Source organism: Methylomicrobium album BG8, assembly GCF_000214275.2.
GTDB classification, from domain to species: Bacteria; Pseudomonadota; Gammaproteobacteria; order Methylococcales; family Methylomonadaceae; genus Methylomicrobium; species Methylomicrobium agile.
This window is the reverse complement of record NZ_CM001475.1, coordinates 4,160,213-4,186,148: the sequence shown is the minus strand read 5'-3', so window position 1 is coordinate 4,186,148 and position 25,936 is coordinate 4,160,213. Positions and strand designations below refer to the sequence as shown.

The following is a 25,936-nucleotide window of genomic DNA, read 5'->3' as shown; positions in this document are numbered from 1 at the left end:
CATGTGCGGCATCGTAGGCGGCATTGCGGAACGAAACGTGGTTCCGATTTTACTCGAAGGTTTACGGCGGCTGGAATACCGCGGCTACGATTCGGCCGGGATCGCGATCGTTGCCGGTCAGAACATTCGGCGGAAACGGGAAGTCGGCAAGGTCAAGGGATTGGCGGATTCGCTGGACGCCGATCCGATGTCCGGCACGCTCGGGATTGCGCATACGCGCTGGGCGACACACGGGAAGCCCTGTACCGAGAATGCGCACCCGCATGTCAGCCGCAACAAAGTCGCGGTCGTGCATAACGGCATTATCGAAAATCACGAAGATTTGCGTTGTGCGCAAAAGCGGAACGGCTACGAGTTCACTTCCGAAACCGATACCGAAGTTGTCGTGCACGAAATCAACCATGCGCTGGAAACCACAGGCGGGCTGCTGGATGCGGTCAAGCAGACGGTCAAAAAGCTCGAAGGGGCCTATGCGCTCGGCATCATCAGCACGGCCAGTCCGGAGCTTCTGATCGCCTGCCGCAAAGGCAGTCCTTTGGTGATCGGGGTCGGAATCGGCGAATATTTCATCGCCTCGGACGTGGCCGCCCTGCTGCCGGTCACCCAGCGCTTCATCTTTCTCGAAGACGGCGATATCGCCGCCCTCAAGACCGATCAACTGGTCATTTACGATGCGAAAGGCCATGTCGTCGAGCGTCCGATCAAGGAAAGCGGCCTGAAACCGGATGCGGTCGATAAAGGCAATTACCGGCACTATATGCTGAAGGAAATCTACGAACAGCCGTTCGCGATTTCGCAGACGCTGGAAGGCCGCTTCGTCAAGAACCGCCTGCAGGAAAACGCGTTCGGGCACAACGCCAATGAAATCTTCGACCGGATCAAATCGGTGCAGATTCTCGCCTGCGGAACCAGCTACCATGCAGGACTGGTCGCGCGCTACTGGTTCGAACGGTTCGCGCGCGTCCCTTGCGACATCGAAGTCGCCAGCGAATTCCGTTACCGTAATCCGGTGCTGGCGCCGGATACGCTGATCGTCACGATCTCGCAGTCGGGCGAAACCGCAGACACCCTGGCCGCGCTGCAGGAAGCGAAACGGCAGGGCGCCAAATACTCGGTCGCGATCTGCAACGTGCCGGAAAGCTCGCTGGTCCGGGAATCCGACTTGGCGCTGATGACCCGGGCCGGCCCGGAAATCGGGGTCGCCTCGACCAAGGCCTTCACGACCCAGCTGGTCACGCTGATGCTGCTGGTGATCGCCATCGGCCGCCGATTCCATCTGCCCAATGCGTTGGAAGAAAAAATCACCTCCGAACTGTTCGGCCTGCCCGGCAAGATCGAAAAAGCACTGGAATTGAACGACAAGGTGAAGGAATTGGCCGAGCAGTTCGCGGAGAAAGAGCACGCCTTGTTCCTCGGCCGGGGGACGCATTACCCGATTGCGATGGAAGGCGCGCTGAAGTTGAAGGAAATCTCCTACATCCATGCCGAAGCCTATCCGGCCGGTGAGTTGAAGCATGGTCCCCTGGCGCTGATCGACGCCGACATGCCGGTGATCACGGTAGCGCCGAACAACAGCCTGCTCGAAAAGTTGAAATCGAACATGCAGGAGGTCAGCGCCCGCGGCGGCCAATTGATCGTATTCAAAGACGAAAGGTTTAGCGCTTCGGATGACGGCAACGTGCAGTATATTGAAATCTCCCAGGTCGAAAACGAAGTTTCGCCGATCGTGTTTTCTATTCCGCTGCAACTTCTGGCCTACCATGTCGCGGTATTGAAAGGCACCGATGTCGACCAGCCAAGAAACTTGGCGAAATCGGTGACGGTGGAATAACCGTTGCCTCGGTCCCTTCCGCATTGTTTCGTGATGATAAAGTCGTAAAAATCCATACCGACGAATTTAAAATCGTAAATTTTTTTGGTAAAGGAACTCAATATCCTCTGTATGAGCCGGTACGCTTGCTCATGCAACCCTCTGTGCAGTTGCAGGGCCTCTGGGAAAAGTGTTGATTTAGAGCATTTTCGTTTCGGGTTTACGTTCATAAGCCATGCCGCTAAGTTAAGGGAAACTCGTCATTCCAGCAAGGATTGCCGGACGACCGCAGGGATGCAGGAGATAGAGCAACGCAGGGGCGGTTGCCGAATCCAGAAGCCAAGGATGGCGGGTTCTCATACATCCCTGTCATCTGGATCTCGGCACAAATCTGTCTGGAACAGATTTGCATTGACCCGAAGGGGGCCAGGCAGGAAAGCCTGGCATGAATCCCGGCCGAGATGACGGCTTGACTTAACGGTATTGCGCCCTTATACGCGATATGAAAATGCTCTAGCCGACACTTTCAGAAAGAGGAATCGGGCTTCCGTGGGAGAGTTTCGGGACGTTACTTTTGGGCGTATCCTTAATGCGCATCATCCGTGTGCCATGCCGGCAGCATGTAAATGTCGTGGGGTTTTAAACCCATCTTTTTCAGCGTATCGATACTGGTTTTCCTGGTCATTTTATACAAATCGATCACGGTAATCGAACCATCGTCCATTTCGGGCAGATTTAAAAAATTATTCTGTACGAACGCATATTTTTCATCGGGCGAAAAGACGACATGATGAGAGCCCGCGGCGGTTGGAATCGATTTCAGTAAAATAGGTTTTGCTATGGATTGGCCGCTGATGTCGAAAATATTCAAAGCGCCGGGCTTTGCGGTAGTGACGTATAACCGATCGTGTGCTCGGTTAAAGTAAATTTCCAAAGGAACGCCCTGCTTGATTGCCGAAAAGTCATAAATGGGCTGAAAATCAAACGTATCACTATTCGCCTGCCATGTCGCCCGCCATAATTTACCTTCGAACAGGGTATTGATATAAGCCAGCGGTGGGTTCGCATGCGGCACGAATACCGCTTCTACCGGCGCTGAACCCGACGGACTGGGTTGGTCGGACAATTTATGCGTGGAAAGTACCTTGCCGCTCGCCGCTTCGATGACGGTGACGGTTTCACCGGGATCTTTCAGGTCGGACGGACGCACGGTGCTGGTAACGATGAGCCGATTGATCTCTTCCTGCAGCCCAATGCCGTGCGGGTACCGAATAAAGGTGTCCGGGCCATTGGCGGCAATGACCTGTCTGACTTTATCCGTCCGCGCATCGCCGACAATCACGTTACTCGATCCCATACAGGTGAGATACCAGGTTTTTTGGTCCGCAGTGAACGCCATGTCTTCGCCGACTTCGCACTCAGGCACATCCAGTAATTTAATGGTGTACGGCGTGCGCTTCATGTCGATCACGCGCAAGGCGCCGTTGCCCAAGGCGGTGATATAGGCCTTGCTTAAATCTTTGTTATAAAAGAAATGATGGGAAACCGTATCCGGCGGCAGAGGCAGATCGGTTAAGATTTTGCCGAATTGCGGCGACTCAGGATCTACATCGAGGATCGCAATGCCTTCCCGGCGCGGGGTGCTGCCCGGCTTGCCGTCGTAGTTCACCATCGCCAATATTTCGGCATGGGCCATCGTTGAAGTCAGCAGCAGGCTGCACAAGGTCTTTATGAGTGTTTTCTGGATCATGGTCATGGCTCGGATTGAATGTCGAAATTTTAAAAATGCGCGTTTGCAAACCGCTACAAACGCGCTATTTAACTCGGTTAAACTTCCGCTGTTGCCGGTCGATGCCGATTTTCATCTGCGAAATTCGATTGCTCGAATCCCACTTTTTCAGCATGTTCTTTGACCGTCGTTTGACCTGGAAACAGAGACGCCATAGGCTTCAAGAAAGTCCAAGTCATTCGGGAAATCCTCTATTCCACGTAAATCACTATGCAGTGAGCGATCGACGCGGCTGCAAAATCTTGAAATAGCGGTAAAAAGAATTTGTACGGCCTCAAGAATCTCTTTTAGCCCGCCCTGAAGCATGAGCAAGGAGACGTCTTGATTGAGTAAATTTTCACGCTTGGTTTGTTTTTGAGTGAGCTTTTGCAGGCGATTAATATACGACCGGTCGTCTAAAATGTCAAAAAAAATTGGACCGGTCGTCTTTTTGTTTGGTTCGATTATCCCCGTTTTTAAGAGATAGGGATCGACGTTCAATTCTCGAAGTGGCCTTCTGGCAAACGCTAACTTTCGATTATCCCTACAATTCTTAATAACTATCTCTTGAACTTATTTCTGAATAATTCACGCTGAAGCTGACAACGGCTGGCAATTCCGTGGGCGTCGTCTTGCCTAAGGAAGCATTGGACAAGCTGCGCCTTGAAAAAGGCGATAGGGTATTTTTGACCGAATCGCCGGAAGGTTTTCGACTGACGCCCTATGATCCAGAATTCGAGAAACAAATGACCCTGGCGCGGCAGATCATGAAAAAGCGCCGTGATGTGCTGCACGAACTGGCGAAGTAATGCCGGTTGTTTGGGTCGAGGAATCCGTTGTTCTTGCTTTGCATGAGGAACACCTTGCAGAGCATGGCGGCGCGGTGGGGATTCGTGAGCGTGGCTTGTTGGAATCGGCGCTGTTTCGCCCTCGAAATTCAGCCAGTTACGATGACCCGGATTTGTCGGCGCCGGCTGCCGCCTATGGCTTTGATCTTACTCGTAATCATCCTTTTATTGACGGCAACAAACGAACAGCCTTTACGGTTACCGAGCTGTTTCTGGCTTTGAACGGTCAGAAATTGATGGCCGATGATCCGTCTTGCGTGGTTGCCATGTTAAGGCTTGCGGAAGGGCGTCTGTCCGAAACAGCATTTGCAGACTGGATTAGAGCCAATACGAAGCCGATGGAAATCACTTAAGTTCGAATATTACCTGACCGATATCATCGAAATGGCGGTCGCGGAACAGGCGGCGGTAGTGACGAGCCAGCCCGAAACCGAGGACGAAGCGCTCGGAACGAGCGACCGGAACCCGCTTAGCCATCTGGAGCGGGTGCATCGGAACGAACAGGCCAAGGCCCTGAGCTTCTGGCCTGCCATGTCGCGGTATTGAAAGGCACCGATGTCGACCAGCCAAGAAACTTGGCGAAATCGGTGGCGGTGGAATAAGCGGGGGGCTGCAAAGCCTGCACGATCCCCTTCTGTGATTTATGTTTTTCAGGTCACTACGGTTACTTTGAAAACTTTCGGGAGCGACGGCGATCGATCAACACATCACCGTTTTTATCGCGTTTAATGTCGACCGGCAAAACCGCTTCCAAGGTAACAAGAAAGCGTTCGAGATCGTTATTGTCGAAGACTCCGCCCAGAGGCAAAAAAGCCAATGACGGCTCCGCAAGCCGGAAATGCACGGGATGATAACGCTCCAATTTATTGAGGACTTCCGACAACGGCGTATTGCGGAAAATCAATTTGCCGGTATGCCAAGCCGTGAGCGCCTTGACATCGGCCGCTTCAGGTTCCGAAAGCACTGTCACGGCATTGTAGGTTATTGCCTGTCCGGCTAAGGTTTGGCGTTGATCGCCCGTGGCGGCCAATCGCAGATCAATGGCGCCTTCCAATACCGAAACGCGATTTTGCGAAGCGCCGACGACCACATCGAAACGGGTGCCGATATCGCGAATTCGTCCGCCTCCCGCCGTCACCTCGAAAGGCCGCAGTTTACCCGGAGCCACGCCGAACAAGGCTTCGCCGCGCAGTAGCGCTAAAGAACGGCCTCGCCAACTGTAATAGACGGCAAGCTCGCTGTCGGAATTAAGCTCGACGGAAGAACCATCGGCCAAGGTAATATTCCGCCTCTCGCCTTTCGCGGTACGAAAGACGCTATTGTCGGCAAGTGGCCAACCTTCCCAGGCACAAAGCCCGACGGCAAGCGCCATGCTGGCAGCAATCGCCAAGGCCAATCTTTGACTATGCCGCCATAAACGCCGATCTTTTTTACGCGCGGCCGCCAATTCGATGCTCGGGCAAGGCAAGCCCATCCATGCCGCCTCTATTTGCCGGTAGATTCGGCTATGATCGGGATCGGCCGCCAACCAACGCTCGAACGCCTGTCTCTCCTCTGCGCTAAACGCTCCGGATTGCTTGCTAACCAACCACGCAATGGCCTGTCGGCGAACGGCATTGGAATCGAGTTGCTCTATCATAAATCTTTCATTATTCGGTAAACCGAGGTTCTGATGGTTGAAAGCCGCATAAAAATACCGCTGTTTTATTCGAAAAATCAGTTGAATGCCAGGCATCCAAGCAAACCGGAACCCCGAAAGCGCCTCCGGAAAGACCGGTTATCGCTGTATCGGGCCAGTATACCGGCATAGCGGTCAAATATAAACTTCAGCCCAGCCTCTTATAAACTAACTTGTATTTGTACCCTTTTATAATTCGAGGCTGCTCAAGCAATGATCGAAGGCTTTCGTAATGTAACGCTTTACGGTTTTATCGGAAACCCCCATAAATTGCGCGATTTCCATATGAGACAAACCTTCGAAACGATTCAGCAAAAAGGCTTGCCGATGATCGGCGGGCAATTGCGCCAAAGCATCGCGAAACTTTCTTAGGCGTTCTTTTCCGCACAAAGCATCCTCCGGTCCCAGAATACTGGTAATCGTCTCTTCTTCGATTTCTTCATAATTGTCGCATTGGCGGTAGCTCTGTTTACGAACATGGTCGACGACCAAGTTGGCGGCTATTTTGAACAAAAACGCGCGCGGCTGAATAATGGCCGCCGATGATGAATAGGTTATCGCCCGTAGATAGACTTCCTGCACCAGATCCGGGGCATCCGATTCGCCAATCTTTCGGCAAAAGAATATTTCGAGATCGGACGAATAACGGTGAAACCAAGCCTGTAACATGTTGTGAGATATTTTTTCGGTCATGAAAAGGTCATCCTTTGTCGACATAACATCGTTACTAAATAAGCACGATATATGCCAATTATTTAATCCTTTATATTCAATAGGTTGTATCTCTCTAAAAATTAAACTATGTTATATTTCGCGTATTCGGCGATATGCCCTATTTTCCGAATAACCCAAAAACAGACAGACCATTGTCACCGTTTTTTAATTACCAAAGAAAATCACGAAACCTGCGCCGGAAAGACCAATCGGCGACAATGAATAGCAATATAAGCGCGGCGATGCCGCCGCCGACGATCTGCGTTGGATCGAGAGCGGAAGATTGACTGCCGTAAGCTATGCGCAAGGCTTCGCTGAGATAAGTGGTTGGTAGCAGCAGCGCGACGACATTCCAGGGGGATTCCAGCATCGCATAGCTGAAGAAAGTACAGCCGAGAAACATCATCGGCATCAACAAAAATGCCAGAAAGTCCTGAGCCTTGGCTGGTGTTGACGGCAAGGTATAGCCGATGCAACACAATAATGCGAACGCCGCCGCGCCGTATAGCAGGCATAGCAATTCCGCCCACGGGGATACCGGCTGATAGCCTAAAAGCAGGTACAGTATCAGGCTGCCGATCAAACCCGCGAAGGTGGCTATCAGCACTGTTCCCGTCACCCAGGCTAACATTAGGGCGCGAAGGCTGAGGGGTGCCAGTAACCAACCTTCCATGCTGCGGAAATAGTAACCGCGCGAAAACAGGCCGCCGATACTGTTCAATGCCGTATTCATCACCAGCATGGCTATGATGCCCGGCCCTACGGTTAACGAATAACCGCTGCCCGATAAGGCTTGGCCGAGAATTTTGCCGAATACCAACAGATAAACAAAAGGCTGAAACACCATACGAAACAACGCGTAGCGCCAGTTTTCCAGACTTTCGGCCAAGGTCCTGGCGACAAACGCCCAAAATCCCGACGATATCATGCCGCTTCGTTTGCCGTAAGCGCATGAAAGCGGCTTTCCAGCGATTCGGCGCTATCCAGCGTCTGCAATCGACCTTGATGAATCAGCTCGACTCGACCGCAAAGATGCTCGGCTTCCTGAAAGTGGTGAGTGGACAGCAATACCGTGCCGCCCTGATCGGCAAAGGCGCATATCCTGTCCCAAACCACGCTGCGCACCGACGGATCGAGCGCATTGGTCGGCTCGTCCAGGATCAACAGTTGCGGCTCGGTGATGAAGGCGCGCGCGATCATCACCTTACGCTTGTTGCCGCCGGATAGTTGATGGATGGACTGGTGGGCGGCGTGTTCCAACTGTAAAATGTGCAGCCATTCGGCAATGCGTGCCGAGGCTTGCCGGCGGGGAATCGAAAAATAACTGCAATGCCGTTGCAAATTGCCGAGCACGGTCAACGGTTGATCGAGATTGATATCTTGCGATACCACGCCCAAGCAGCGCTTGATGTGATGAAAGCCGTTCTTGGCTTCCATATCGAGTATCCTGAGCCGGCCGCGGCACGGTTGCAGTAAACCGCAGAGAATTTTCAGCAAGGTGGTCTTGCCGGCGCCGTTTTGCCCCAATAGACCGAATACCTCGCCGCGCCGAATCTGCAGATCGACACCCTCCAAAGCCAGATGGCCGTTAGGATAGCGTTTGATCAAGCGTTCGGCCGAAACGGCCCAATTTCCTGCTTGAGCTGCCATTAAAATTGCACTTCAATCTCGCCGCGCACCACCCGGCCGACATCGACTTGAAACAGGCTTTTCTGGAAGCGGTTGTCGGTCAGATTATTCAGCGCCAAGGTCAAATTCACGCCGTTGCCGGCCCATTGCAGTTTTTTGGTCAGCAGAAAATCCAGCGTGGCGTAGGCTTGGTTGTACCAGGCGTTGCCTGCGGCATCGCGGCGCAGATTGCGAAAATCCATATATTGCTCCGATTCGTGGTGTAGATTCAGCCGGGCGGTCAAATCCTTGATGCCGGTATAGGTCAGTACCGCATTGATCCTGTGGCGCGGTTGGTAGGCCAGTTCGTTGCCGATGTAGGCGGCATCAAGGCTTTTGGTGATTTGCGTGGCCGTCAGGGTATAGTTGAAGCTCAGATTTAAGTCTTCGAGCAGACCTTGCTGTAGGCTGAATTCCAGACCTTGCGATTCCGATGCGCCGAGATTGACGGTTTGCTGGGTCGTCGGCGTACCGGCAGTCACCAGCCGCTCCATCTTGTCGGTCCAACGGGTATAAAACCAAGTCAGTTCCGCCTTCCCGCCCTGCCAAGCGGTTTCGAAACCGAAATCCAGCGTGGTCGATTGTTCGGGCCGCAAGCCGGGATTGGGCAGAATCAGATAATTCGGCCGCGTCTGCCGAAAATACAGCGTGGCCGGATCGGGCGGCATGAAGCCGGTGGCGGCGGAGCCGCGCAAACTCAGCCACGGCCAGGCTTTCCAGGATAAGGCCAGTTTGGGGTTGAAGGCTTGTTTGAAGGTATCGGCCTCGTGCGTTTCCAGGCCGGCATCGTAGATCGATATGCCGGAATAGTCGTATTGATCGTAACGGCCGCTGACATCCAGATGCCAGTCGTCGAAAAAATCCAGACCGTAACCGCCGAACACACCGATTCGGTCCACCGTGCTGCGCATAGCGAACAAACGCTGGCCGTTGCTTGCCAGGTTTTGTTCGACGGCGGCTTGATTGACCGCGTAAACCAGGCCAGCATTGAAGTTGCGGTAATCCGCCTGCACTTCCAGATTGAAGCTGTTTTCAGTTTCGGGACCCAGCATATACAGCGCCAGATTTTGAACGTCGCCGACATCGCGAAACACATCGATACGGCTGTCTTCGTACATCAGTTTACCGTTCAATTTTAGCTCGCCGAAGCGCATTTCTGAAAACAATCTGGGCCGTATTGTGATGTATTGGTTGTAATTATTAGGCCGGCCGTAATTGCGGGTTTGTTCCAGATAGTTGAGTTCGGCGCCGGCTGTCAGCCAGTCGTTGCGGTAGCTGGCCTTGATGTCGCCACCACGTTTGGCGAGCCAGGTAGTCTGAGTCTGTGCCAATGATGCCAGAGGACTGTCGCTACGCTGAATCATCCACCGATTGCTCAGGCTGTCTTCGAAACTGGCGCGCAAATCGATGCCGTTTTGACCGCCGGAAGCGATGGCGCGGCTGTAATGGCTATCGAGGCTGTCATAACCTTGCACCAAGTCCAGAGACATTTTCGGTTTGGCTTGCAAGGTGGTGACGATGATCGCCCCACCCAAGGCATCGGCGCCGTAACGGTTGGAGGCTGCGCCGCGAATGATCTCGATACGGGCGACATCCTGAGGCTTGACCTTGTCCAGTTCCAATACCGAACCGCTGCGCGAAAAACCGTCGACATACAAGGCCACCTTGGGAACGCCGCGCAAACTCAAAGCGCCGGAACTGTCGCCGACGCCGCCGCGTTTGCGCAGCAATTCCATCAGGCTGGCCGGTTTTTCGCGCTCGATGTCCTCGGTGGTGATGACCTCCAGGCCGTTGTCGGCGAACAACACCGGCGCCGTCACGACCAGACACACGGCCGTCAAGCCTGCTCTCGTTAGATCCATCAAGGTTTGGCCAGCGTGTAATGCCGGTTCAGATAATCGACGATCAATTCGCGCTGTTCGTCCGCTATCGGCGCCTTGTTGAACTCGATCATCCGTTCCACGGTCGGCCGCCAGTCGGTACGCCGTTGGCCGGCCCTATCCACCCGGTACCAACTATGGCAAGCCGTATGGCAATTTTGCTCGAAGGCCTTGGCGCCGGCATTGTCCGGATAGTTTAAAGGATGGCGAAGCACTGGATTCGCCGCCGCGACCGGTTGCGGCGGCGTTTTGGCAGCCATCAGGCTCAAGGCATCCTTGGGTTTCAATACGCAGGCGCTCAAGCCTTCGGCGGCATTTTTCGACCAGTTGGAGGGTACCGGCAGCGGGAAGCTTTGGATTTGGCCGCTGTCGGGATCGAGGCGGAACAGATCGTAGTTGAACAATACCGAGAACCAGACTTTGCCGTCGGCATCGACCGCCAAAGTTAAAGGCGATTCTTCTTCCGGCGGAATCGGATATTCGCGAATATGGCCTGTGCTGTCGATACGGCCGATCTTGTTGCCGTGCCATTCGGTAAACCACAGATTGCCGCGCGTATCGCTGGTCATCATCGACGGTTGAGCGCCCGGCGTGGGTAAGTGATAGCGTTCGAAAGTTTTGTTGTGTTTGCGCCAAATATCGTCGCCGGTCGCCAGCCATAAATCGCCTTGCGCATCGACATGCAGCCGGGTAATAAAGGTCGTCATTTCGAGCGGGAGAGGCACCGCTTCGAATTGGCCGTTGCGAAAGGCGTACAAGCTTGGCAATGTGTCGTCGTTGGCAATTAGCGATGCCCAAACCGTCCCATCCCGGCCCACCGTCAGGCTGGGTACCTTGGCTTTGCGCACTTGCAGCGCAAACGCCTGTTGTTCCAGTTGCGGATTGATTTTTACCAATTGCAACTCGCCTTCCTGACCGCAACAGGGGCCGGCCAAGGTCCAGACGTTGCCTTGCGCATCGACCGGCAATACGAAACGTCCCAGACTGCGACCAGGCAATTGAACATCGGCGAATAGTCGGTCGTTGCGCGAAAAACGGGTAAGCTTGTCGCTATTGAATGCCAACGACCAGACCGTATCGTGGCTATCATCCATGCCCAAGCCATAGAAACCGAAATCGAATTTGTAACTGAACCCGTCCTTGTCATCCCAGGTGTCGCGCTTTAACACCGTCGGATTGGCAACGGTGGTGGGCAGATATTCCTCGAACCGACCGCTGGCAGGCGTTAGTTTTCCCAGGCGCACATCTTCGTAGTGCGCAATCCAGACGTCGCCGTTTTTGTCCACAGCAATGCCATCGGCTCCATAAACCGGACCGCAGGCAGAATGCGCAGGGGATGCAATTAACACTAACACGAAGGCAGTGAATCGATATAAGCAAGTTTTCATGATGGGCTCCGATTCAATGACATAGATAGGTAACGTTATCAATGAGCCGTTGCTTACGTTGCGGATCGGCCATAATCTCGGCAAACTCGGTTAACAGTCGCTCGTAAACCGTCTGTTTCAGATAGCAGTAGCGGGCGGGCGGTTTAAAAATGTCGCCTTCTCGCAGATGCGAGATGACATAACAACTACCGCCGCACAAATGTTGTGCCCAACAGTGGCTACATTGCGGGTTTTTGTCGACAGGCATAGCCTTAAACGATTGACGTAATTCGGTATGGCGATCATTGAGCGGCTGATCGTCGTTAACGTTGCCGACACAAAACGCCTGGTAACCCACGAAGCGGTGGCAGGGGTAAATATCGCCATCGGCAGCTATCGCCAATACGGTTTGGCTGGCATTGCACGGGCGCGGCCTGAATTGCCGGCCTAGCAATAGCTGGCACAGGTCGCCGGTATATTCGTTGAATTGCGGATGGTCGCTATCCGCCAGGGAATGCAAGTTATCTGAATTGATTTCGGCGATTTCGTCGACCAAGGCCCGATGCTCGGCATCAGTTAAACCAAGCGCGTGCCCGTCGGCGACATCGACGCTGCTCAGACCCACCCCGCCTTTCCCGGCCAGCGCACTATTATGCCGATAAATCTCTTTCAAGCGGCCAAAACTGTTTTTGGTCATGATGGTACGTACCGTATAACGGACCTCGCTTTGCCGCAGTTCGTCGATAGTCCGCACGGTTTTATCATAAGGCGAGAAACTGCCTAGCCCAGGACGTTGAGAGTCGTTGATGTCCTTGGGGCCGTCGAGGCTGACGGTAACCGTATCGAGGTTTGCTGCTACAAAATTGGCAATTTTTTCGTTCCAGACCGTGCCATTGGTGGTCATATTGAAGACCATCCTGATGCCGTAAGGCTCAGTCTTGGCTTTGCAACGGTCGATAATTCTTTGCATCAGCGGTAGATTCAGCAACGGTTCGCCGCCGAAAAAATTAATCAGATAGCCGGGGTTTCGATCGGTAATGAACTTGTCGATAAAATTATCGGCGGTGCGTTGATCCATCATCATTTTGCCTTTGCGGTACTCGCCGCCGTCGCCGTAACAATACGTGCAAGCGAGATTGCATTCCTGACTGACAAACAGATAAAACCCGGTCAAGCTTTCGCTTTCGCCCAAAATATTAGTTCTCGTGCCCAAGCCTTCGGATAAAGCCACCCGCAGTGTTTGTTCCAGACGCTCCCGTTCAAAACAGGGCAAAGCATCAAAGGACTGATCGCCTTTTTTCAATGCCGAAACGCTGGATGCAATATCGGGCTGTAATTCAAACAGTTTGGCAGATGGGCCGTGAAAACCAACGGGGCCGATTTTGGTATTGAGTATATGAAATTCCTTCAACAAATTTTTCATTGACAAACTCCGATATATCAGGGATCGGGAAACCCGAAAGCTTCCCGATCAAGTTAAGTTGACTAACAGTTAGTGTGCGCAATCCGTCGAGCATTTAGGTCCGGTATTGCAGCATTCGGCCATTTTCAGACGGCGCCCAAAAACGGCACTCAGATCGTCGATTTTGATTTCATTTAACATGGTCAATACCTCGTTTAATAATGATAAAAAACCCTTGCGGGCAACATACAAACCGCGCCCTCCCTGGAACAGCTTGCTGGGATACCGGCGATAACCGACTTCCCTTTTATCCAGGCGTTTTAATCCCTGGACATTACGCTACCGTCCCGGTAGCGGCGGCATCGGTCGATGCCGTTTCACTGTGTTACAACTCCAAGCCAAGCCTAATGAATCCGATCCGGGGTTCGTTGTAATAACCTATGCTTCGAGTTTCATACTGGCGGTTGAAGATATTGTTGATGCCGGCGGTAATATCCAACGTCTTTTTATTACCGAGCGGATGCCGGTAAGTGGCGTTGATATCGGCGACGACATAGGAATTCAGCGCATAGGCATCCAGATTTCGGCTGTCGCCACTGATAAATTGCTTGCCGGCATAGCGGCCTTCCAGGCGACCGCGAAACTGTGATGAATCGAATAACAGGCCGAATGCAACCTTATCTTCCGGTACATTGGGCAATTGGTAACCTTCTTGAGGTAATCCCGATGCGGTGGCTGCCAGGGCGGCGGCGGTGCGGGAAATGGTATGGGTGTAGTTAGTGAACAGACTGAGATGATCTGTTAACTTTTGTGTTAACTCCAATTCCGCGCCGTAGCTCTGCACTTTGGCCAGATTCTGGAATTGGATGATGGTTTTGCTGCCTTCCTGGCCTCTCGATGCCAGAATGTAATCGGAAATATCGTTGAAAAATCCGGTCGCGCCAACGTGTAATCCGAATGGCGTATCGAAATTAACGCCCAGATCATAGCTGTTGGATGTTTCCGGTTTCAATCCGTAATTAGGCCGCAATTCAGAATTGGTGCTGTTGGCACCGCCGACGACAGTAACGGGTTCGGGAGCGCGAAAACCGGTGCCTATGCTGGAATGAACCGAGATGGCATCGTTGAATTTATAGCGAATGCCGCCTCTGGGATTAAACGTCTCGAAAGAGGTGTTGCTGAGGCGCTGCGTATTGCTGGAAACGATATGGGAATTAACGTCGTAATTAAACCAATCGTAACGCCCGCCCATCGTGACGAATAGTTTGTTGTCAAATTCCAGTTCGTATTGCAGATACAAACCGTGGTTACTGATATCGGCTTTGCGGCGGTCTGTTTCCGCCCCGGTCAAGGCTTTGACATTACGTCGTTTGGTCCAATCCTGAGCAGCGTTGTAACCGAACAACAAGGTATGGCCTTGCACCGGAGCCCAGCGAGCGCGCACTTCGCCGGTCAATTTTTGCGCATCCTCGTACAAGGTGCTGTCGGGCGCGATATCGGTCGTCGTGTACGGATAAAAATAGCTGTCCCAGGTCAGGTCGGCGACATGGCTGCGATGGCTGACGATGGCCGTGACATCGAAACGGTCGGAAAACTCGTGCTTGAACTCTAGACTGTACTGGCTATAAGTACCGTTTTGCGGGGTATGGGGACGGTCGAAGGCCAAGGCGGATTCATCCATGTAATTGAAGGCGAAATCGAGTTTATCCCGCTCCGAGATTCGATAGCCCAGACGGCCGCCAAGCATGCTTCTATCCCATTTGCCGTTTTCCAAAGAATGCGAAATCGTCCCCGAAGAACCGGGATAAATGGCCGGTTTGGGCGTACTTTTATAGCCGTCCGAATTCAAGTGCTTGAAATTTATCAGATAGGTAAAATCGTTTAGCGTGCCTCCGCTCGACACGCCGCCGCCGTAAGTTGGTAAGCTATCGAATACGAAAAACGGCCGGGTGACGTTTTTTTCTTCCGGCGCATCTTTGGTAATGACGTTGACCACGCCACCCATCGCATTGGGGCCGTATAACGCCGAACCGGCGCCGCGCACGATTTCGACGCGCTCGACATCGTCCCAGTCTATGGTTTGCAGTGTACTGCGGTTGCCAATGCTGGTATCCAGAAATTCGGCATATTGGCCGTTGACCAATACCGACGAACGCAGGTACCCAGTGCCGCGAATATTCAGCGTCGATATGCCGGAACTACCGGAACGGGCGATGTCGATACCGGCCGAGCGAGTCAGCAAATCGCCGCTATCGCGGCTATACATGTTTTCGATTTGTTTGGCCTCGACGGTCGCCACGGTGGCCGGCACCTCGGAAATATCGCGCTCGGTCTTGGTGGCGGTAACGAAGACTTCGTCGAGTTGGGCCGCGCTAGGGGCGCCGCCGGGTGTGCTTTTTTTGATAGTAACGGTGCCGGGATCGACGAATTGATAATTCAAATTCGAACCGGCCAGGAGTTTGTCCAATATTTGTCGCGGCGAATAGTGCCCGGAAACGCCGGGTGAAGTTTTACCGGCAATGGCCTCGGCCGGATACAGGATTTGCAAGCTGGTCTGACGGCCTAATTGTTCCAGCGCGGAAGACAGCGATTGGGCGGGAATGTCTATCGCCACTGTTTCCGCTGCTTGAATCAGTGGGCTGGCCAGCAAACCGGCGATTAACGGCAAGGCATGTTTGTTCATATTTAAGGGGTCCGTGGTGGTTTACCTCCTTAAAGACGTATCAACATTCGTAAACTGGACAAAAATTATGGTTTTTTATCGCTGTTGGCGGCGATTGAAAATTGATCGCTTAATTGATCTTTTTTATCAGCATGTTACAAAAACAGTGAATCATGAGCTTCTTTGATTTAAGAAAACGCTGGATAAGTCCTCTCTCCCTTTGGGCATAGGTACCTTCGCGTTCTTTATACAGCGTTTTATCGTCGTTTCTCGGTGCTGTTCTATTCTTCTTTGGTGGAATCACAGAGTCCTAAGGCGGATTTCAGTCAGCCGTTCGAACGGCCCGTCTGCGTTTTAATCGTGGGAAGAGGTGTCCGCATGCCCGTTAGCCATAAGGTCGCCCCGTAAAGCAGCAAGCCGATGCCTATCCACTCCAAAAGCCGCAGAACCCTTTTGCCCGAACTTGCGTCTAGCCAGTCGTTCGGATCGGTTTGACTGTATAAAGCCGCCGACATTACGCCGGTGGCGAGCCCAATGCGCACTAAAAAAAGCCTCCAGCCGGTGGCCGGCAGATAAATACGCTCGCGCCGCAGTTTGACGAGCAGCAGGGCGGCATTGAAGAGAGCGCCAAGCGACGTCGCCAGCGCCAGCCCCGCATGCGCGTAAGGGATCGCGAGTACGTTCAGGAGCAGACTCGCGATCATCGCATAAATGCTGTAGCGGACCGGGGTTTTGATATCCATCCGCGCGGTGAATGCCGGGGCGAGCACTTTGATCAGAATGAAGCCCAGCAGGCCCGCCGCATAAGCCTTGAGGCTTTTTCCGGCGAAATGTACGTCTTCGGCGCCGAAAGCCTCGTACTGGAACAGCGTGGACAGCAGCGGTTCGGCCAGTACGATCAGGCCCATCGTCGCCGGCAATCCGATCAGCAAGACCAGACGCAGGCCCCAGTCCAGCGCGGCGGAAAACGCGGCGGGGTCGCCGGCAGCATGGGTTTTCGATAGATTCGGCAGAATCACGGTCGAGACCGCGATGCCCAATATGCCGAGCGGAAACTCGACCAGCCGGTCGGAATAATACAGCCAGGACACGCTGCCGGCAGCCAATAGTGAGGCGATCAGCGTATCGAACAGCAGGTTGATCTGGGTGACCGAGACGCTGAACATCGCCGGCAGCATCAGCCCGATCACTTTTTTGACGCCGGGGTCGGCAAAGCCCGGGCGAAAGCGCGGCAGCAGCCCCAAACGGACCAGCGCGGGCAGTTGGAACGCCAGTTGCACGATGCCCGCCGCAAACACGCCCCAGGCCAGCGCGGTGACCGGTTCGTCCAGCCGCGGCGCGAGTTCGAGCGCGGCGGCGATCATCGCGATATTCAGCCAGACCGGCGTCAAGGCGGGCAGCGCGAACTTACCATGCGCGTTCAAAACCGCCCCGGCAAACGCAGTCAGAGAGATGAAAAACAAATAGGGCAGGCTGATCCGCAGCAACTGCGAGGCCAGCTCGTGCCGGGCGCTTTGCCAGGCGAAACCCGGCGCGATTCCCATGATCAGCAGCGGGGCGGCGATGACGCCGGCGGCAGTGATCAGAAACAGGATTAGCGCCAGCGTGCCGGCGGTTTTATCGATAAATTCCTTTAATTCGGCCGGGCCGTGATGTTCCTTATAATCGGTCAACACCGGCACGAACGCATGCGCGAAGGCGCCTTCGGCGAACAGGCGGCGCAGGAAGTTCGGCAGTTTGAAGGCGGCAAAAAAAGCGTCCGTAGCGGGATCGGCTCCGAAAAGGCGGGCGATCAGCATGTCTCTGACGAAACCGAGCAGCCGGGAGGTCAGGGTCATGGCGCCGACCAGCGCGGTCGATTTGAGGAGTTGTCCGTTCAAGAACAATTCGAAAAAGAAGTTAAATTCTTGACAATCATAACATTTATCATCATAATAACCAGTCTTTTAACTTACCTTGATACTTTTGCACGAGTCGAGACACTATGGCTAATACAGCACAAGCTAAAAAGCGCGCGAAGCAAGCGGAAAAAAGCCGTGTTCGCAACGCAGGACAACGCAGCAACTTGCGTACTTTCATCAAAAAAGTGATTGCCGCCGTTAACGCGGGCGACAAGGAAAAAGCGCAAGCCGCTTACAATACTGCGGTGCCTGTCATCGATTCTGCCGTGAACAAAGGTCTGATCCATAAAAACAAGGCTGCCCGCAGCAAAAGCAGATTGAACGCAAAAGTCAAAGCGCTCGCGTAATTCCTTACGCAGATAAAGTAGCAAGGCGGATAGCTTCCAAAAGGGCCGAACTCTTCGAGTTTCGGCCTTTTTTGTTTCCGGAGGATTGCGGCTATGTGTATGGATGTGTAGGGCGGATAAGCGAAGCGCATCCGCCGCTCTCTTTGCCAGAAGGGCGGTTTGGGGGGTTAAATCAGCACCATATTGTCGCGGTGGATCATTTCCGCGTCGTCCGCATAGCCGAGAATCCTTTCAAAGTCCGCGCTGTTCTTGCCGGCGATCAGTTCGGCTTCCGCTTTGCCGTAATTGATCAGTCCGCGCGCGATTTCATTACCTTCCTCGTCTATGCAGGATACCAGCTCACCGCGTTCGAAACGTCCCGACACCGATTTGACGCCGGCTGCCAAGAGGCTTTTGCCGTTGGTCTTCAAGACTTTCACCGCGCCCGGATCGAGCACCAGTTGGCCCTTGATTTGCAGCTGGCCGGCCAGCCAGCGTTTCCGGGCGACCAAAGGTTCCAGATCCGGCACGAAATAGGTGCCGATGTTTTTGCCTTCCATCACGCGGCTGATCACCTGTTCGGCGGCGCCGGGCGCAATCACCGTCGCGGTGCCCGAGCGCGAAGCGAGACGGGCTGCGCGGACCTTCGTATACATGCCGCCGCGTCCCAGGCCGCTGCGGCTTGCGCCGGCCATCCGGTCAAGGGTCGGGTCGTTCGCGCGGATTTCGGAAACCAGGGTGGCGTCCGGGTAAACAGTCGGGTCGCCGGTAAACAGGCCCTGCTGGTCGGTCAGGATGATCAGAAGTTCGGCTTCGACCAGATTCGCGACCAGCGCGGCCAGCGTATCGTTATCGCCGAAGCGGATTTCTTCGGTTGCGACCGTGTCGTTTTCGTTGATCACCGGCACGGCACCGAAATCGAGCAGGGTCAACAGCGTGCTGCGCGCGTTCAAATAGCGGCGGCGGTCGGAGAGATCGTCGTGGGTCAGGAGGACCTGGGCGGCATGCAGTCCGTGCTGCTGGAAATTGTCGTCGACCACGCGCACCAGGCCCATTTGGCCGACCGCGGCCGAAGCCTGCAGTTCGTGAAGCGTTTTCGGGCGGGTTTTCAGTCCGAGGCGGCACATGCCTTCGGCGACCGAGCCGGAGGAGACCAGGATCACGTCGATGTCCTGCTTGCGGAGTCCCGCCATTTGGGCAACCCAGCCGGCGATAGCGGTTTGGTCGAGGCCCTTGCCGCCTTTGGTCAGCAGCGAGCTGCCGATTTTGACGACGACGCGTTTTACATGCGAAAAATCATTCCTCTTCACTGTCGTCTTTCCGCCGCCGTTCTTCTAAAAAGTCCATGATCGAAAACATCAGTTCGCGGGTGCCTTCGCCGCTGGTGGCCGAAATTTTGTAGACCGGCCCGTCCCAGTCCAATGCTTTGACGATCGTATCGCAGTGTGCGTCGACTTCGTCGGGTGGTACGATGTCGATCTTGTTCAGCACCAGCCAGCGCGGTTTGTCCGCCAGATCGTCGCTCCATTGCTCGATTTCGTGGATGATTTTTTTTGCGGAAGTGACCGGATCGTCGCTGCTCTCGTAGGGCGCGATGTCGATCACATGCAGTAGCAGGCCGGTCCGCGACAGATGTTTCAGGAATTGCAGGCCGAGTCCTGCGCCTTCGGCCGCGCCTTCGATGACGCCCGGAATGTCCGCGATCACGAAGCTCTTCATCTCGTCGATCCGGACCACGCCGAGATTCGGGTGCAGGGTGGTGAAAGGATAATCGGCGACCTTCGGGCGGGCGGATGAGACGGCGCGGATCAGGCTCGATTTACCCGCGTTCGGCATGCCGAGCAGGCCGACGTCCGCAATCAGGGTCATTTCGAGCAGCAGGTTGCGGTGTTCGCCCGGCGTGCCTTTGCTGGCTTTGTGCGGAGCGCGGTTGGTGCTGCTTTTGAAGCGGGTATTGCCGAGGCCGTGAAAGCCGCCCTTTGCGACCAGCAAGGTCTCGCCCACCGTGAGCAGTTCGCCCATCACTTCGTCGGTATCCGCATCGCTGACGCGCGTGCCGAGCGGGACGGGGACATAGCAGTCTTCCCCTTTTCGGCCGGTGCAGTTGCGCGCCATGCCGTTCTGGCCGCGTTCGGCCCGATGCACGGCGTGATAGCGGAAATCGGCCAGCGTGTTGACGTTTTCGGCCGCGATCAGATAAACGCTGCCGCCGTCGCCGCCGTCGCCGCCGTCCGGGCCGCCCATCGGAATGTATTTTTCGCGCCGGAAGCCGATGACGCCGTTGCCACCATCGCCCGCTTCCACGCGTATTTCTGCTTCGTCAACAAACTTCATTGATCAACTCTGCCGTGCAGGTTTGCCATCGGTTAAAACAAAAAAAGCCCCGCGATGAATTGGCGGAGCTTTTTTGGGGAGTTCCGGGCTGCTAAGCGCAAATCCCGAAGCATAACTTACGGAGTTGCCCTGGATTTCGGTTTTGGCTTAGGCAGCAACGACGCTGACGAATTTACGGCCTTTGTCGCCTTTAACCTGAAATACGACTTTGCCGTCTGCCGTTGCAAACAGGGTATGATCCTTGCCGAGGCCTACGTTGTCGCCGGCATGGAAATGCGTGCCACGCTGGCGCACGATGATGTTGCCGGCTTTGACGACTTCGCCGCCGAAGCGCTTGACGCCTAATCTTTTCGCGTTCGAGTCGCGACCGTTCCGAGTACTACCACCCGCTTTCTTATGAGCCACAATGCACCTCTTTGAAAATTATGCGGAAATACCGGTGATCCGGACTTCCGTGTAATATTGGCGATGGCCCATTTGTTTCATATGGTGCTTACGCCGTCTGAATTTAATGATTTTGATCTTTTTGTGGCGGCCTTGCGACAATACGGTCGCGGAAACTTTGCCGCCTTCGATGAAAGGTGCGCCGACTTTGACTGCATCGCCGGATCCGACCAGCAGAACCTTATCGAATTCAACGCTGTCGCCAGTACCGAGTTCCAGTTTTTCTATTTTCAAGGTCGTACCTTCGGCCACCCGGTACTGTTTACCACCCGTTTGAATTACCGCATACATCAGAGTAAGCTCCGTCAAGCATTTACTGTAAAAAGTGAACAGACTATTATATTCGCATTTAACGGCTCGTCAACCAAAATCTGGCCGGGCCGTGAGTGATCCTTATTAAGATAACATAAAAAAGCTATTGACATCAATAGACCTTATTCAATACGATGGGGGAATTTGCTGTTCATCGGGAAATCTCGGACAGCGTAGCGTCAAAATGCAGCGGATTTGCAGCTTTACGATCAAAAATAACTCCCCAATTCTCATACCGATTAGCATGGCATTGCAAACACATACCGCCCCGAGTCCGATGGCGCCGATCGATTTCGAATCGATCAAGAGTCTAACGAAAACCGAAGCCAGAGCCGTCGACCAACTGATCATCAACGAGTTGAGCTCGGATGTCGTGCTGATCAATCAAATGGGCCACTATATCGTCGGCAACGGCGGCAAGCGGCTCAGGCCGATGCTGCTGCTACTCGCGGCGAAGGCGCTCGGCGAGGCGACCGACAGGCATCTGATTCTGGCCGCGGTGATCGAGTTCATCCATACGGCGACCTTGCTGCATGACGACGTGGTCGACGAGTCCGACCTGCGGCGCGGCAAGGAATCGGCCAATGCGGTCTGGGGCAATGCGGCCAGCGTATTGGTCGGCGATTATCTGTATTCCCGGGCTTTCGAGATGATGGTGCGCACCGGCAACATGCGGGTGATGGAAATCCTCTCGAAAACCACCACGCTGATTGCGGAAGGCGAGGTGTTGCAGTTGTTGAACTGCAACAATCCCGAAACGACCGAAACCAAATACCTCGAAGTGATCTCCCGCAAGACGGCGATCTTGTTCAGTGCGGCGACCCGCCTCGGGGCGGTGATTTCGGGGGCTTCTCAGGAAACCGAGGAAGGGCTCGCGAAATACGGCCAGCATTTGGGCATTGCGTTTCAGTTGATCGACGACGCGCTCGATTACAAGGCCAACCAGGACGAGCTCGGCAAGAATCTGGGCGACGACCTGGCCGAAGGCAAGCCGACCTTGCCGTTGATCCATGCGATTCAGAACGGCAGCGAAAGCGATGCGAAAATCGTGATCGATGCGATCCGGAACGGCAAGCGCGAATTGTTCAACGAAGTCTACGCGGTCGTACAGCGCACGCAGGCGATCGCATATACCGAAAAGCGCGCCGACGAAGAAGCCGAAAAAGCGATCGAAGCGCTGGATGTGTTGCCCGAATCCGACTACAAAGACGCCCTGATTCAACTGGCGAAGTTTTCAGTACAGCGGAATTATTGACCAGAATGCCGCAAATCTGCTGTGATGAATTTTTTTGCGACGCTTCACCTCCCCCTTTGAAAAAGGGGGATCGAGGGGGATTTATCTAAAATCTCCCCTAACCCCTCTTTTTCAAAGAGGGGGATACTCCTTATCTTATAACCTTACTCAATAATCGGAACTCACATGCCGCAAATTACGATTGAACACAACCCCAGCGAAGAACGCCTGCAAGAATTGGGCGTCGCCGATTGGGCAATCTGGGAAAAAGAAGTCTCCCGTTTTCCGATCGACTTCGACGAGACCGAAACCGCGTATATTCTGGAAGGCGAGATTCTGGTCACGCCGGAAGGCGGCGAGCCGGTGCGGATCCTGCCGGGCGACCTGGTGGTGTTTCCGGCAGGCTTGAACAGCCAGTGGGAAGTAGTCAAACCCTTGCGCAAGCATTACAGCTACGATTAATCCTGAATCCGCGCTACCCGGTCATTTTCAAAATGGACGATAAACCGGTTGAACCGCGAACTCCAGTAAGTCCATTGATTCATGCTTAAATTCGGCGTTTCGGTAATCGGCGGATAGCCGATTGCCGCAATCACCGCTTTCTTACTCATCGATTTCGCGACTTTTCCGGCCGGAATGTTTTCCTGTTCCAGCTTCGAAAAGCGCGACAAGTCCAGCTTATTTTTGCCGAACAGCTTGGCGAACGCGCGGGCCGTGCTGTCGCCGGTATGTTTTTCCACGTTGACCACGCGCAGTTTGGCATGCGACGGGAGGAGCTCCACGAAAATCTCGTCCGAAGCGATGTCTTCCAGCCGGACGGGCGTATTCACGGGGACCAGAATGCCGCGCCGGTAATTGGTCGTCAAATGCCGGCCTTTTTCATACTGGAACGATACCTGTGCGTAATAGGTCTCCCCGATGCTAATGCCTGACGAGGCGTCGTCCAGTCTTTTGGCGCAGCCCAGCAGCGCGAGCAAGGCGAACACGATGAAACTCCGGCGAAAACACATTTTCATAGTCATTCCTTCAAACTGTAAAAAATATAACGGTAAACGGCAGGCGTTGCGCCCGTTCCGCGAGGATCCCGGCTGGGTTCCGGGTTGGGGGCGCTATACCTTACGAGTCTTGCCGTAACGATGCAATGATGCCGGTAAAAAATAGTTTGACAGGGACTATGAGTTTCGCTAAATTCTGTCAAAACAGAAATAAGAGAAGTTCGATGCGGCTTACGAATGCAATGGAACGTTTTATTTTGCACTGGGGAGAAATGGGCGCGCGTTGGGGCGTTAACCGCTCCGTAGCCCAGATCCATGCATTGCTGTATTTGTCGCCCAAGCCGCTGAATGCCGAAGAAATCGCCGATACGCTGGTGCTGGCGCGTTCGAATGTGTCCACCAGCCTGAAAGAACTGCAGAGCATCGGGCTGATCAAGGTCACGCATCTGGAGGTCGGCGACCGGCGCGATTATTTCGAGGCGATCAAGGACGTGCAGGAGATGTTCAATATTGTGGTCGAGGGACGCAGGAAACGCGAGGTCGATCCCACCCTTTCGCTGCTGCGCGACCTGAGCATCGAAGCCGATGCGGATACCGAGACCGACCCGGAAGTCAAAAAACGCATTGCCGACATGCTGGATTTTCTGGAGGTGATGACGCACTGGTACGACCAGTTGAGAAAGCTGCCCAACAGCACGTTGATGCAACTGGTCAGGTTGGGGGATTCGGTGGTCAAAATGCTAGGGTTTTCCAAAAAATCATAAGGCGTGGCCATTTTCGAGGCGTGTTTGGCGTATTTATTTCTCTTATTTCAGAAATTACGGTAAATAAAATTATGAATATTCTGCTTACCGGTGCGACGGGCTTTATCGGCGGGAATTTGCTGCGCGCTTTGCTGGCCGAAAATCATCGCGTGACCGTGGTTTGCCGCCGTCCGGAAAAACTGCTTCGGCAGTTTCCGGATCTGCAGGCGATCGCGCTGGATTTTGCGGGTGCGATCCGTAGCAGAGACTGGTTGCCGCATCTGGAAGGTATCGATGTGGTCGTCAATGCGGTGGGGATCATCAGGGAGACGCCCGGCGCCAGCTTCGAAGCGGTGCATCATCTGGCGCCTGCCGCCTTGTTCGGCGCCTGTAAACAGATGGGTATCAAAAAAGTCGTGCAGATTTCCGCCTTAGGCGCGGCGCTCGATACGGAAACCCTCTATTTCACCAGCAAGGCGAAGGCGGATGCCCATCTGCAGACGCTCGATCTGGACTGGTTCATCTTCAAGCCGTCGATCGTGTTCGGGAAGGGAGCCAAAAGCATGGGATTGCTGGCGGCGATGGCGGCTTTGCCGGTCACGCCGCTGCCGGGCGGCGGTGAACAGAACCTGCAGCCCGTCGATATTGACGATATATCGCAGGCGGTGGTGCTGGCGCTGAAACCTGAAACCCCGCCGCGCCGGATCCTTGATGCGGTGGGGCCGCAGCCGATCCCTTTTGCGGCGCTGCTGGGGCTGTTGGCCGACTATTTGGGCAGGCGTTTGAACACAATCCCGGTATCCGGCGTTTGGCTCGACAGGCTGTTGCCGCTGGCGCCGGTTCTGGATGAGCCGATCCTGAACCGGCAAAGCCTGGCGATGCTGCAGCGCGGCAATACCGCCAATCCCGATCCGTTTGCGGCGTTTATCGGCCGCCGTCTTGCCGGGCTGGAACGGTTTCTGCGGGAGACGCCCGTTTCGCAGGCCGAACGCTGGCATGCCAGGCTGTATTTTTTGCGCCCTTTATTGACGCTGAGCATCGCGCTGGTCTGGCTGTGGACCGGCTGGATATCCGCTTTCGTTTTCCCGTCCGCCGAAAGTTACCGGATGCTGAGCCGCGTCGGGATCGAAGGCGGCTTGGCCTCGATTGTTCTCTACGGCGCGTCGCTGGCCGATTTCGCCATGGGCCTGGCATTGCTGATGCGTTGGCGGCTGCGGCGGGTAGTGGCGGCGCAAGTCGCGATCATGCTGATTTACATGGGCGTGATCAGCGTTTTTCTGCCGGAGTTCTGGCTGCATCCTTTCGGGCCGTTAACCAAAAATCTGCCGCTCTTGGCGGCGACCCTGATCATGTTAATTCTTGAAGAGGAAAAACCGTGAGCTACCTGACTCTAAAAAGTTTGCATATTTTCAGCCTGGTGTTGCTGTTCGGCACCGGCCTCGGCAGCGCCTTCTACAAATTCATGGCCGATTTGCACGGCGATGTGCGGGCGATCTATACGACCAACAAGCATGTGGTGCTTGCCGATTGGTGGTTCACCACCCCGACGGTGCTGATTCAGCCGATTACCGGCTATTACCTGCAGCAGCAGTTGCCTTTCTCGCTCACTACGCCCTGGCTGCTGGTTTCGGTCATGCTGTATCTGTTGGCCGGCGCCTGCTGGCTGCCGGTCGTTTTTCTGCAAATCCGGATGCGCGAACTGTCCAGGCAGGCGGTGGAGCAAAATACCGGACTGACCGGCGAATATTTCCGCTGCGCGCGCCTCTGGTTCTGGCTGGGCGTGCCGGCGTTTGCCGCGATGGTTTTGATCGTGATGCTGATGGTCCTTAAACCGGCTCTGTGGGGGTAGA

The 25,936-nt window shown here is 54.4% G+C and carries 26 protein-coding genes; 10 read left to right on the top strand and 16 right to left on the bottom strand.

The features are described from left to right. Position 1: 1 nt before the first annotated feature. Complete coding sequence (glmS, locus tag METAL_RS18280) at positions 2–1,831, top strand: glutamine--fructose-6-phosphate transaminase (isomerizing) (RefSeq protein ID WP_005374750.1); 1,830 nt, start codon at positions 2–4, stop codon at positions 1,829–1,831. A gap of 565 nt (positions 1,832–2,396) precedes the next feature. On the opposite strand, the gene METAL_RS18275 is transcribed toward glmS, so the two are convergent. Together METAL_RS18275 and METAL_RS18270 are read right to left on the bottom strand one after the other, a co-directional pair. Beyond that, positions 2,397–3,560: a YncE family protein gene (locus METAL_RS18275; protein ID WP_005374747.1), complete on the bottom strand. Its 1,164-nt coding sequence runs from the start codon at positions 3,558–3,560 to the stop codon at positions 2,397–2,399. A 147-nt stretch (positions 3,561–3,707) separates the two neighbouring features. Beyond that, positions 3,708–4,079 (bottom strand): hypothetical protein, encoded by a 372-nt coding sequence (locus METAL_RS18270; protein WP_031430120.1) that lies wholly within the window; start codon positions 4,077–4,079, stop codon positions 3,708–3,710. Between the two features lie 119 nt (positions 4,080–4,198). Here METAL_RS18270 and METAL_RS18265 point away from each other — a divergent pair, with 119 nt between their 5' ends. From METAL_RS18265 to METAL_RS21895, 3 genes are read left to right on the top strand one after another with little or no spacing between them, the layout of a single operon-like run. Continuing rightward, on the top strand, positions 4,199–4,387 hold the full coding sequence (locus tag METAL_RS18265; protein WP_005374745.1) for an AbrB/MazE/SpoVT family DNA-binding domain-containing protein: 189 nt from the start codon (positions 4,199–4,201) through the stop codon (positions 4,385–4,387). After that, positions 4,387–4,779 (top strand): type II toxin-antitoxin system death-on-curing family toxin, encoded by a 393-nt coding sequence (locus METAL_RS18260; protein WP_005374743.1) that lies wholly within the window; start codon positions 4,387–4,389, stop codon positions 4,777–4,779. Before METAL_RS18265 ends, METAL_RS18260 begins: the two co-directional genes overlap by 1 nt. Positions 4,780–4,837: 58 nt before the next feature. After that, a complete protein-coding gene (locus tag METAL_RS21895) occupies positions 4,838–4,972 on the top strand; it encodes a hypothetical protein (RefSeq protein WP_281023971.1) in 135 nt (44 codons plus the stop codon). 118 nt (positions 4,973–5,090) lie between these two features. Here the strand turns inward: METAL_RS21895 and METAL_RS18255 are convergent, their stop codons facing one another. The 9 genes from METAL_RS18255 to murJ all read right to left on the bottom strand — a co-directional run bounded on the left by METAL_RS18255 (position 5,091) and on the right by murJ (position 17,677). Next, the gene (locus METAL_RS18255) at positions 5,091–6,065 is read right to left on the bottom strand and encodes a FecR family protein (protein ID WP_005374741.1); all 975 of its coding nucleotides are present in this window, start codon (positions 6,063–6,065) and stop codon (positions 5,091–5,093) included. Positions 6,066–6,293: 228 nt separating this feature from the next. After that, the gene (locus METAL_RS18250; protein ID WP_005374739.1) at positions 6,294–6,797 is read right to left on the bottom strand and encodes an RNA polymerase sigma factor; all 504 of its coding nucleotides are present in this window, start codon (positions 6,795–6,797) and stop codon (positions 6,294–6,296) included. Positions 6,798–6,987: 190 nt separating this feature from the next. Next, on the bottom strand, positions 6,988–7,746 hold the full coding sequence (locus tag METAL_RS18245) for an ABC transporter permease (RefSeq protein WP_005374737.1): 759 nt from the start codon (positions 7,744–7,746) through the stop codon (positions 6,988–6,990). Further along, on the bottom strand, positions 7,743–8,468 hold the full coding sequence (locus tag METAL_RS18240) for an ABC transporter ATP-binding protein (RefSeq protein ID WP_005374735.1): 726 nt from the start codon (positions 8,466–8,468) through the stop codon (positions 7,743–7,745). Before METAL_RS18240 ends, METAL_RS18245 begins: the two co-directional genes overlap by 4 nt. Beyond that, positions 8,468–10,348 carry a TonB-dependent receptor gene (locus tag METAL_RS18235; protein ID WP_005374734.1) on the bottom strand — a complete coding sequence of 627 codons (1,881 nt, stop codon included), beginning with the start codon at positions 10,346–10,348 and terminating at the stop codon, positions 8,468–8,470. Before METAL_RS18235 ends, METAL_RS18240 begins: the two co-directional genes overlap by 1 nt. Next, positions 10,348–11,652 (bottom strand): Vgb family protein, encoded by a 1,305-nt coding sequence (locus METAL_RS18230; RefSeq protein WP_245549416.1) that lies wholly within the window; start codon positions 11,650–11,652, stop codon positions 10,348–10,350. Before METAL_RS18230 ends, METAL_RS18235 begins: the two co-directional genes overlap by 1 nt. A gap of 115 nt (positions 11,653–11,767) precedes the next feature. Further along, positions 11,768–13,156, bottom strand: a complete 1,389-nt coding sequence (locus METAL_RS18225) for a radical SAM/SPASM domain-containing protein (RefSeq protein WP_005374730.1) — start codon at positions 13,154–13,156, stop codon at positions 11,768–11,770. Positions 13,157–13,520: 364 nt separating this feature from the next. Then, entirely contained in the window at positions 13,521–15,818 is a 2,298-nt protein-coding gene (locus METAL_RS18220) for a TonB-dependent receptor (RefSeq protein WP_005374728.1), read from the bottom strand. A gap of 305 nt (positions 15,819–16,123) precedes the next feature. Next, positions 16,124–17,677 (bottom strand): murein biosynthesis integral membrane protein MurJ, encoded by a 1,554-nt coding sequence (murJ, locus tag METAL_RS18215; RefSeq protein ID WP_040578598.1) that lies wholly within the window; start codon positions 17,675–17,677, stop codon positions 16,124–16,126. Positions 17,678–17,781: 104 nt separating this feature from the next. On the opposite strand from murJ, the gene rpsT reads away from it, so the two are divergent. Then, positions 17,782–18,045: a 30S ribosomal protein S20 gene (gene rpsT / locus METAL_RS18210; RefSeq protein ID WP_005374724.1), complete on the top strand. Its 264-nt coding sequence runs from the start codon at positions 17,782–17,784 to the stop codon at positions 18,043–18,045. A 167-nt stretch (positions 18,046–18,212) separates the two neighbouring features. On the opposite strand, the gene proB is transcribed toward rpsT, so the two are convergent. The 4 genes from proB to rplU form a co-directional block, all read right to left on the bottom strand. After that, positions 18,213–19,334, bottom strand: a complete 1,122-nt coding sequence (gene proB, locus METAL_RS18205) for a glutamate 5-kinase (protein ID WP_005374714.1) — start codon at positions 19,332–19,334, stop codon at positions 18,213–18,215. Next, complete coding sequence (cgtA, locus tag METAL_RS18200) at positions 19,321–20,358, bottom strand: Obg family GTPase CgtA (RefSeq protein WP_005374713.1); 1,038 nt, start codon at positions 20,356–20,358, stop codon at positions 19,321–19,323. The genes proB and cgtA overlap by 14 nt, the downstream gene beginning before the upstream one ends. 147 nt (positions 20,359–20,505) lie before the next feature. After that, entirely contained in the window at positions 20,506–20,763 is a 258-nt protein-coding gene (gene rpmA / locus METAL_RS21270) for a 50S ribosomal protein L27 (RefSeq protein WP_005374711.1), read from the bottom strand. A gap of 18 nt (positions 20,764–20,781) precedes the next feature. Further along, positions 20,782–21,093 carry a 50S ribosomal protein L21 gene (rplU, locus tag METAL_RS18190; RefSeq protein WP_005374709.1) on the bottom strand — a complete coding sequence of 104 codons (312 nt, stop codon included), beginning with the start codon at positions 21,091–21,093 and terminating at the stop codon, positions 20,782–20,784. 265 nt (positions 21,094–21,358) lie between these two features. On the opposite strand from rplU, the gene ispB reads away from it, so the two are divergent. Then, positions 21,359–22,369, top strand: a complete 1,011-nt coding sequence (gene ispB, locus METAL_RS18185; RefSeq protein WP_005374707.1) for an octaprenyl diphosphate synthase — start codon at positions 21,359–21,361, stop codon at positions 22,367–22,369. 165 nt (positions 22,370–22,534) lie between these two features. Next, on the top strand, positions 22,535–22,810 hold the full coding sequence (locus tag METAL_RS18180; protein WP_005374705.1) for a cupin domain-containing protein: 276 nt from the start codon (positions 22,535–22,537) through the stop codon (positions 22,808–22,810). Here METAL_RS18180 and METAL_RS18175 read toward each other — a convergent pair. Further along, on the bottom strand, positions 22,807–23,364 hold the full coding sequence (locus METAL_RS18175; RefSeq protein WP_005374703.1) for a hypothetical protein: 558 nt from the start codon (positions 23,362–23,364) through the stop codon (positions 22,807–22,809). The genes METAL_RS18180 and METAL_RS18175 overlap by 4 nt on opposite strands. Positions 23,365–23,567: 203 nt before the next feature. On the opposite strand from METAL_RS18175, the gene METAL_RS18170 reads away from it, so the two are divergent. The 3 genes from METAL_RS18170 (at position 23,568) to METAL_RS18160 (ending at position 25,935) form a co-directional block, all read left to right on the top strand. Beyond that, positions 23,568–24,107 (top strand): GbsR/MarR family transcriptional regulator, encoded by a 540-nt coding sequence (locus tag METAL_RS18170; protein WP_005374701.1) that lies wholly within the window; start codon positions 23,568–23,570, stop codon positions 24,105–24,107. A gap of 71 nt (positions 24,108–24,178) precedes the next feature. Further along, entirely contained in the window at positions 24,179–25,465 is a 1,287-nt protein-coding gene (locus tag METAL_RS18165) for an NAD(P)H-binding protein (protein ID WP_005374699.1), read from the top strand. Next, complete coding sequence (locus METAL_RS18160; protein WP_005374697.1) at positions 25,462–25,935, top strand: DUF2269 family protein; 474 nt, start codon at positions 25,462–25,464, stop codon at positions 25,933–25,935. The genes METAL_RS18165 and METAL_RS18160 overlap by 4 nt, the downstream gene beginning before the upstream one ends. Position 25,936 lies beyond the last annotated feature (1 nt).

Excerpts from the sequence above, each read along its gene's own strand:
- METAL_RS18225 (WP_005374730.1), bottom strand. The coding sequence starts at position 13,156 with ATGAAAAATTTGTTGAAGGAATTTCATATACTCAATACCAAAATCGGC.
- METAL_RS18250 (WP_005374739.1), bottom strand. The coding sequence starts at position 6,797 with ATGACCGAAAAAATATCTCACAACATGTTACAGGCTTGGTTTCACCGT.
- cgtA (WP_005374713.1), bottom strand. The coding sequence starts at position 20,358 with ATGAAGTTTGTTGACGAAGCAGAAATACGCGTGGAAGCGGGCGATGGT.
- METAL_RS18260 (WP_005374743.1), top strand. The coding sequence starts at position 4,387 with ATGCCGGTTGTTTGGGTCGAGGAATCCGTTGTTCTTGCTTTGCATGAG.
- METAL_RS18175 (WP_005374703.1), bottom strand. The coding sequence starts at position 23,364 with ATGAAAATGTGTTTTCGCCGGAGTTTCATCGTGTTCGCCTTGCTCGCG.
- METAL_RS18255 (WP_005374741.1), bottom strand. The coding sequence starts at position 6,065 with ATGATAGAGCAACTCGATTCCAATGCCGTTCGCCGACAGGCCATTGCG.
- METAL_RS18235 (WP_005374734.1), bottom strand. The coding sequence starts at position 10,348 with ATGGATCTAACGAGAGCAGGCTTGACGGCCGTGTGTCTGGTCGTGACG.
- glmS (WP_005374750.1), top strand. The coding sequence starts at position 2 with ATGTGCGGCATCGTAGGCGGCATTGCGGAACGAAACGTGGTTCCGATT.
- ispB (WP_005374707.1), top strand. The coding sequence starts at position 21,359 with ATGGCATTGCAAACACATACCGCCCCGAGTCCGATGGCGCCGATCGAT.
- rpsT (WP_005374724.1), top strand. The coding sequence starts at position 17,782 with ATGGCTAATACAGCACAAGCTAAAAAGCGCGCGAAGCAAGCGGAAAAA.
- rplU (WP_005374709.1), bottom strand. The coding sequence starts at position 21,093 with ATGTATGCGGTAATTCAAACGGGTGGTAAACAGTACCGGGTGGCCGAA.
- METAL_RS18240 (WP_005374735.1), bottom strand. The coding sequence starts at position 8,468 with ATGGCAGCTCAAGCAGGAAATTGGGCCGTTTCGGCCGAACGCTTGATC.
- METAL_RS18180 (WP_005374705.1), top strand. The coding sequence starts at position 22,535 with ATGCCGCAAATTACGATTGAACACAACCCCAGCGAAGAACGCCTGCAA.
- METAL_RS18275 (WP_005374747.1), bottom strand. The coding sequence starts at position 3,560 with ATGATCCAGAAAACACTCATAAAGACCTTGTGCAGCCTGCTGCTGACT.
- METAL_RS18245 (WP_005374737.1), bottom strand. The coding sequence starts at position 7,746 with ATGATATCGTCGGGATTTTGGGCGTTTGTCGCCAGGACCTTGGCCGAA.
- METAL_RS18220 (WP_005374728.1), bottom strand. The coding sequence starts at position 15,818 with ATGAACAAACATGCCTTGCCGTTAATCGCCGGTTTGCTGGCCAGCCCA.
- METAL_RS18165 (WP_005374699.1), top strand. The coding sequence starts at position 24,179 with ATGAATATTCTGCTTACCGGTGCGACGGGCTTTATCGGCGGGAATTTG.
- METAL_RS18170 (WP_005374701.1), top strand. The coding sequence starts at position 23,568 with ATGCGGCTTACGAATGCAATGGAACGTTTTATTTTGCACTGGGGAGAA.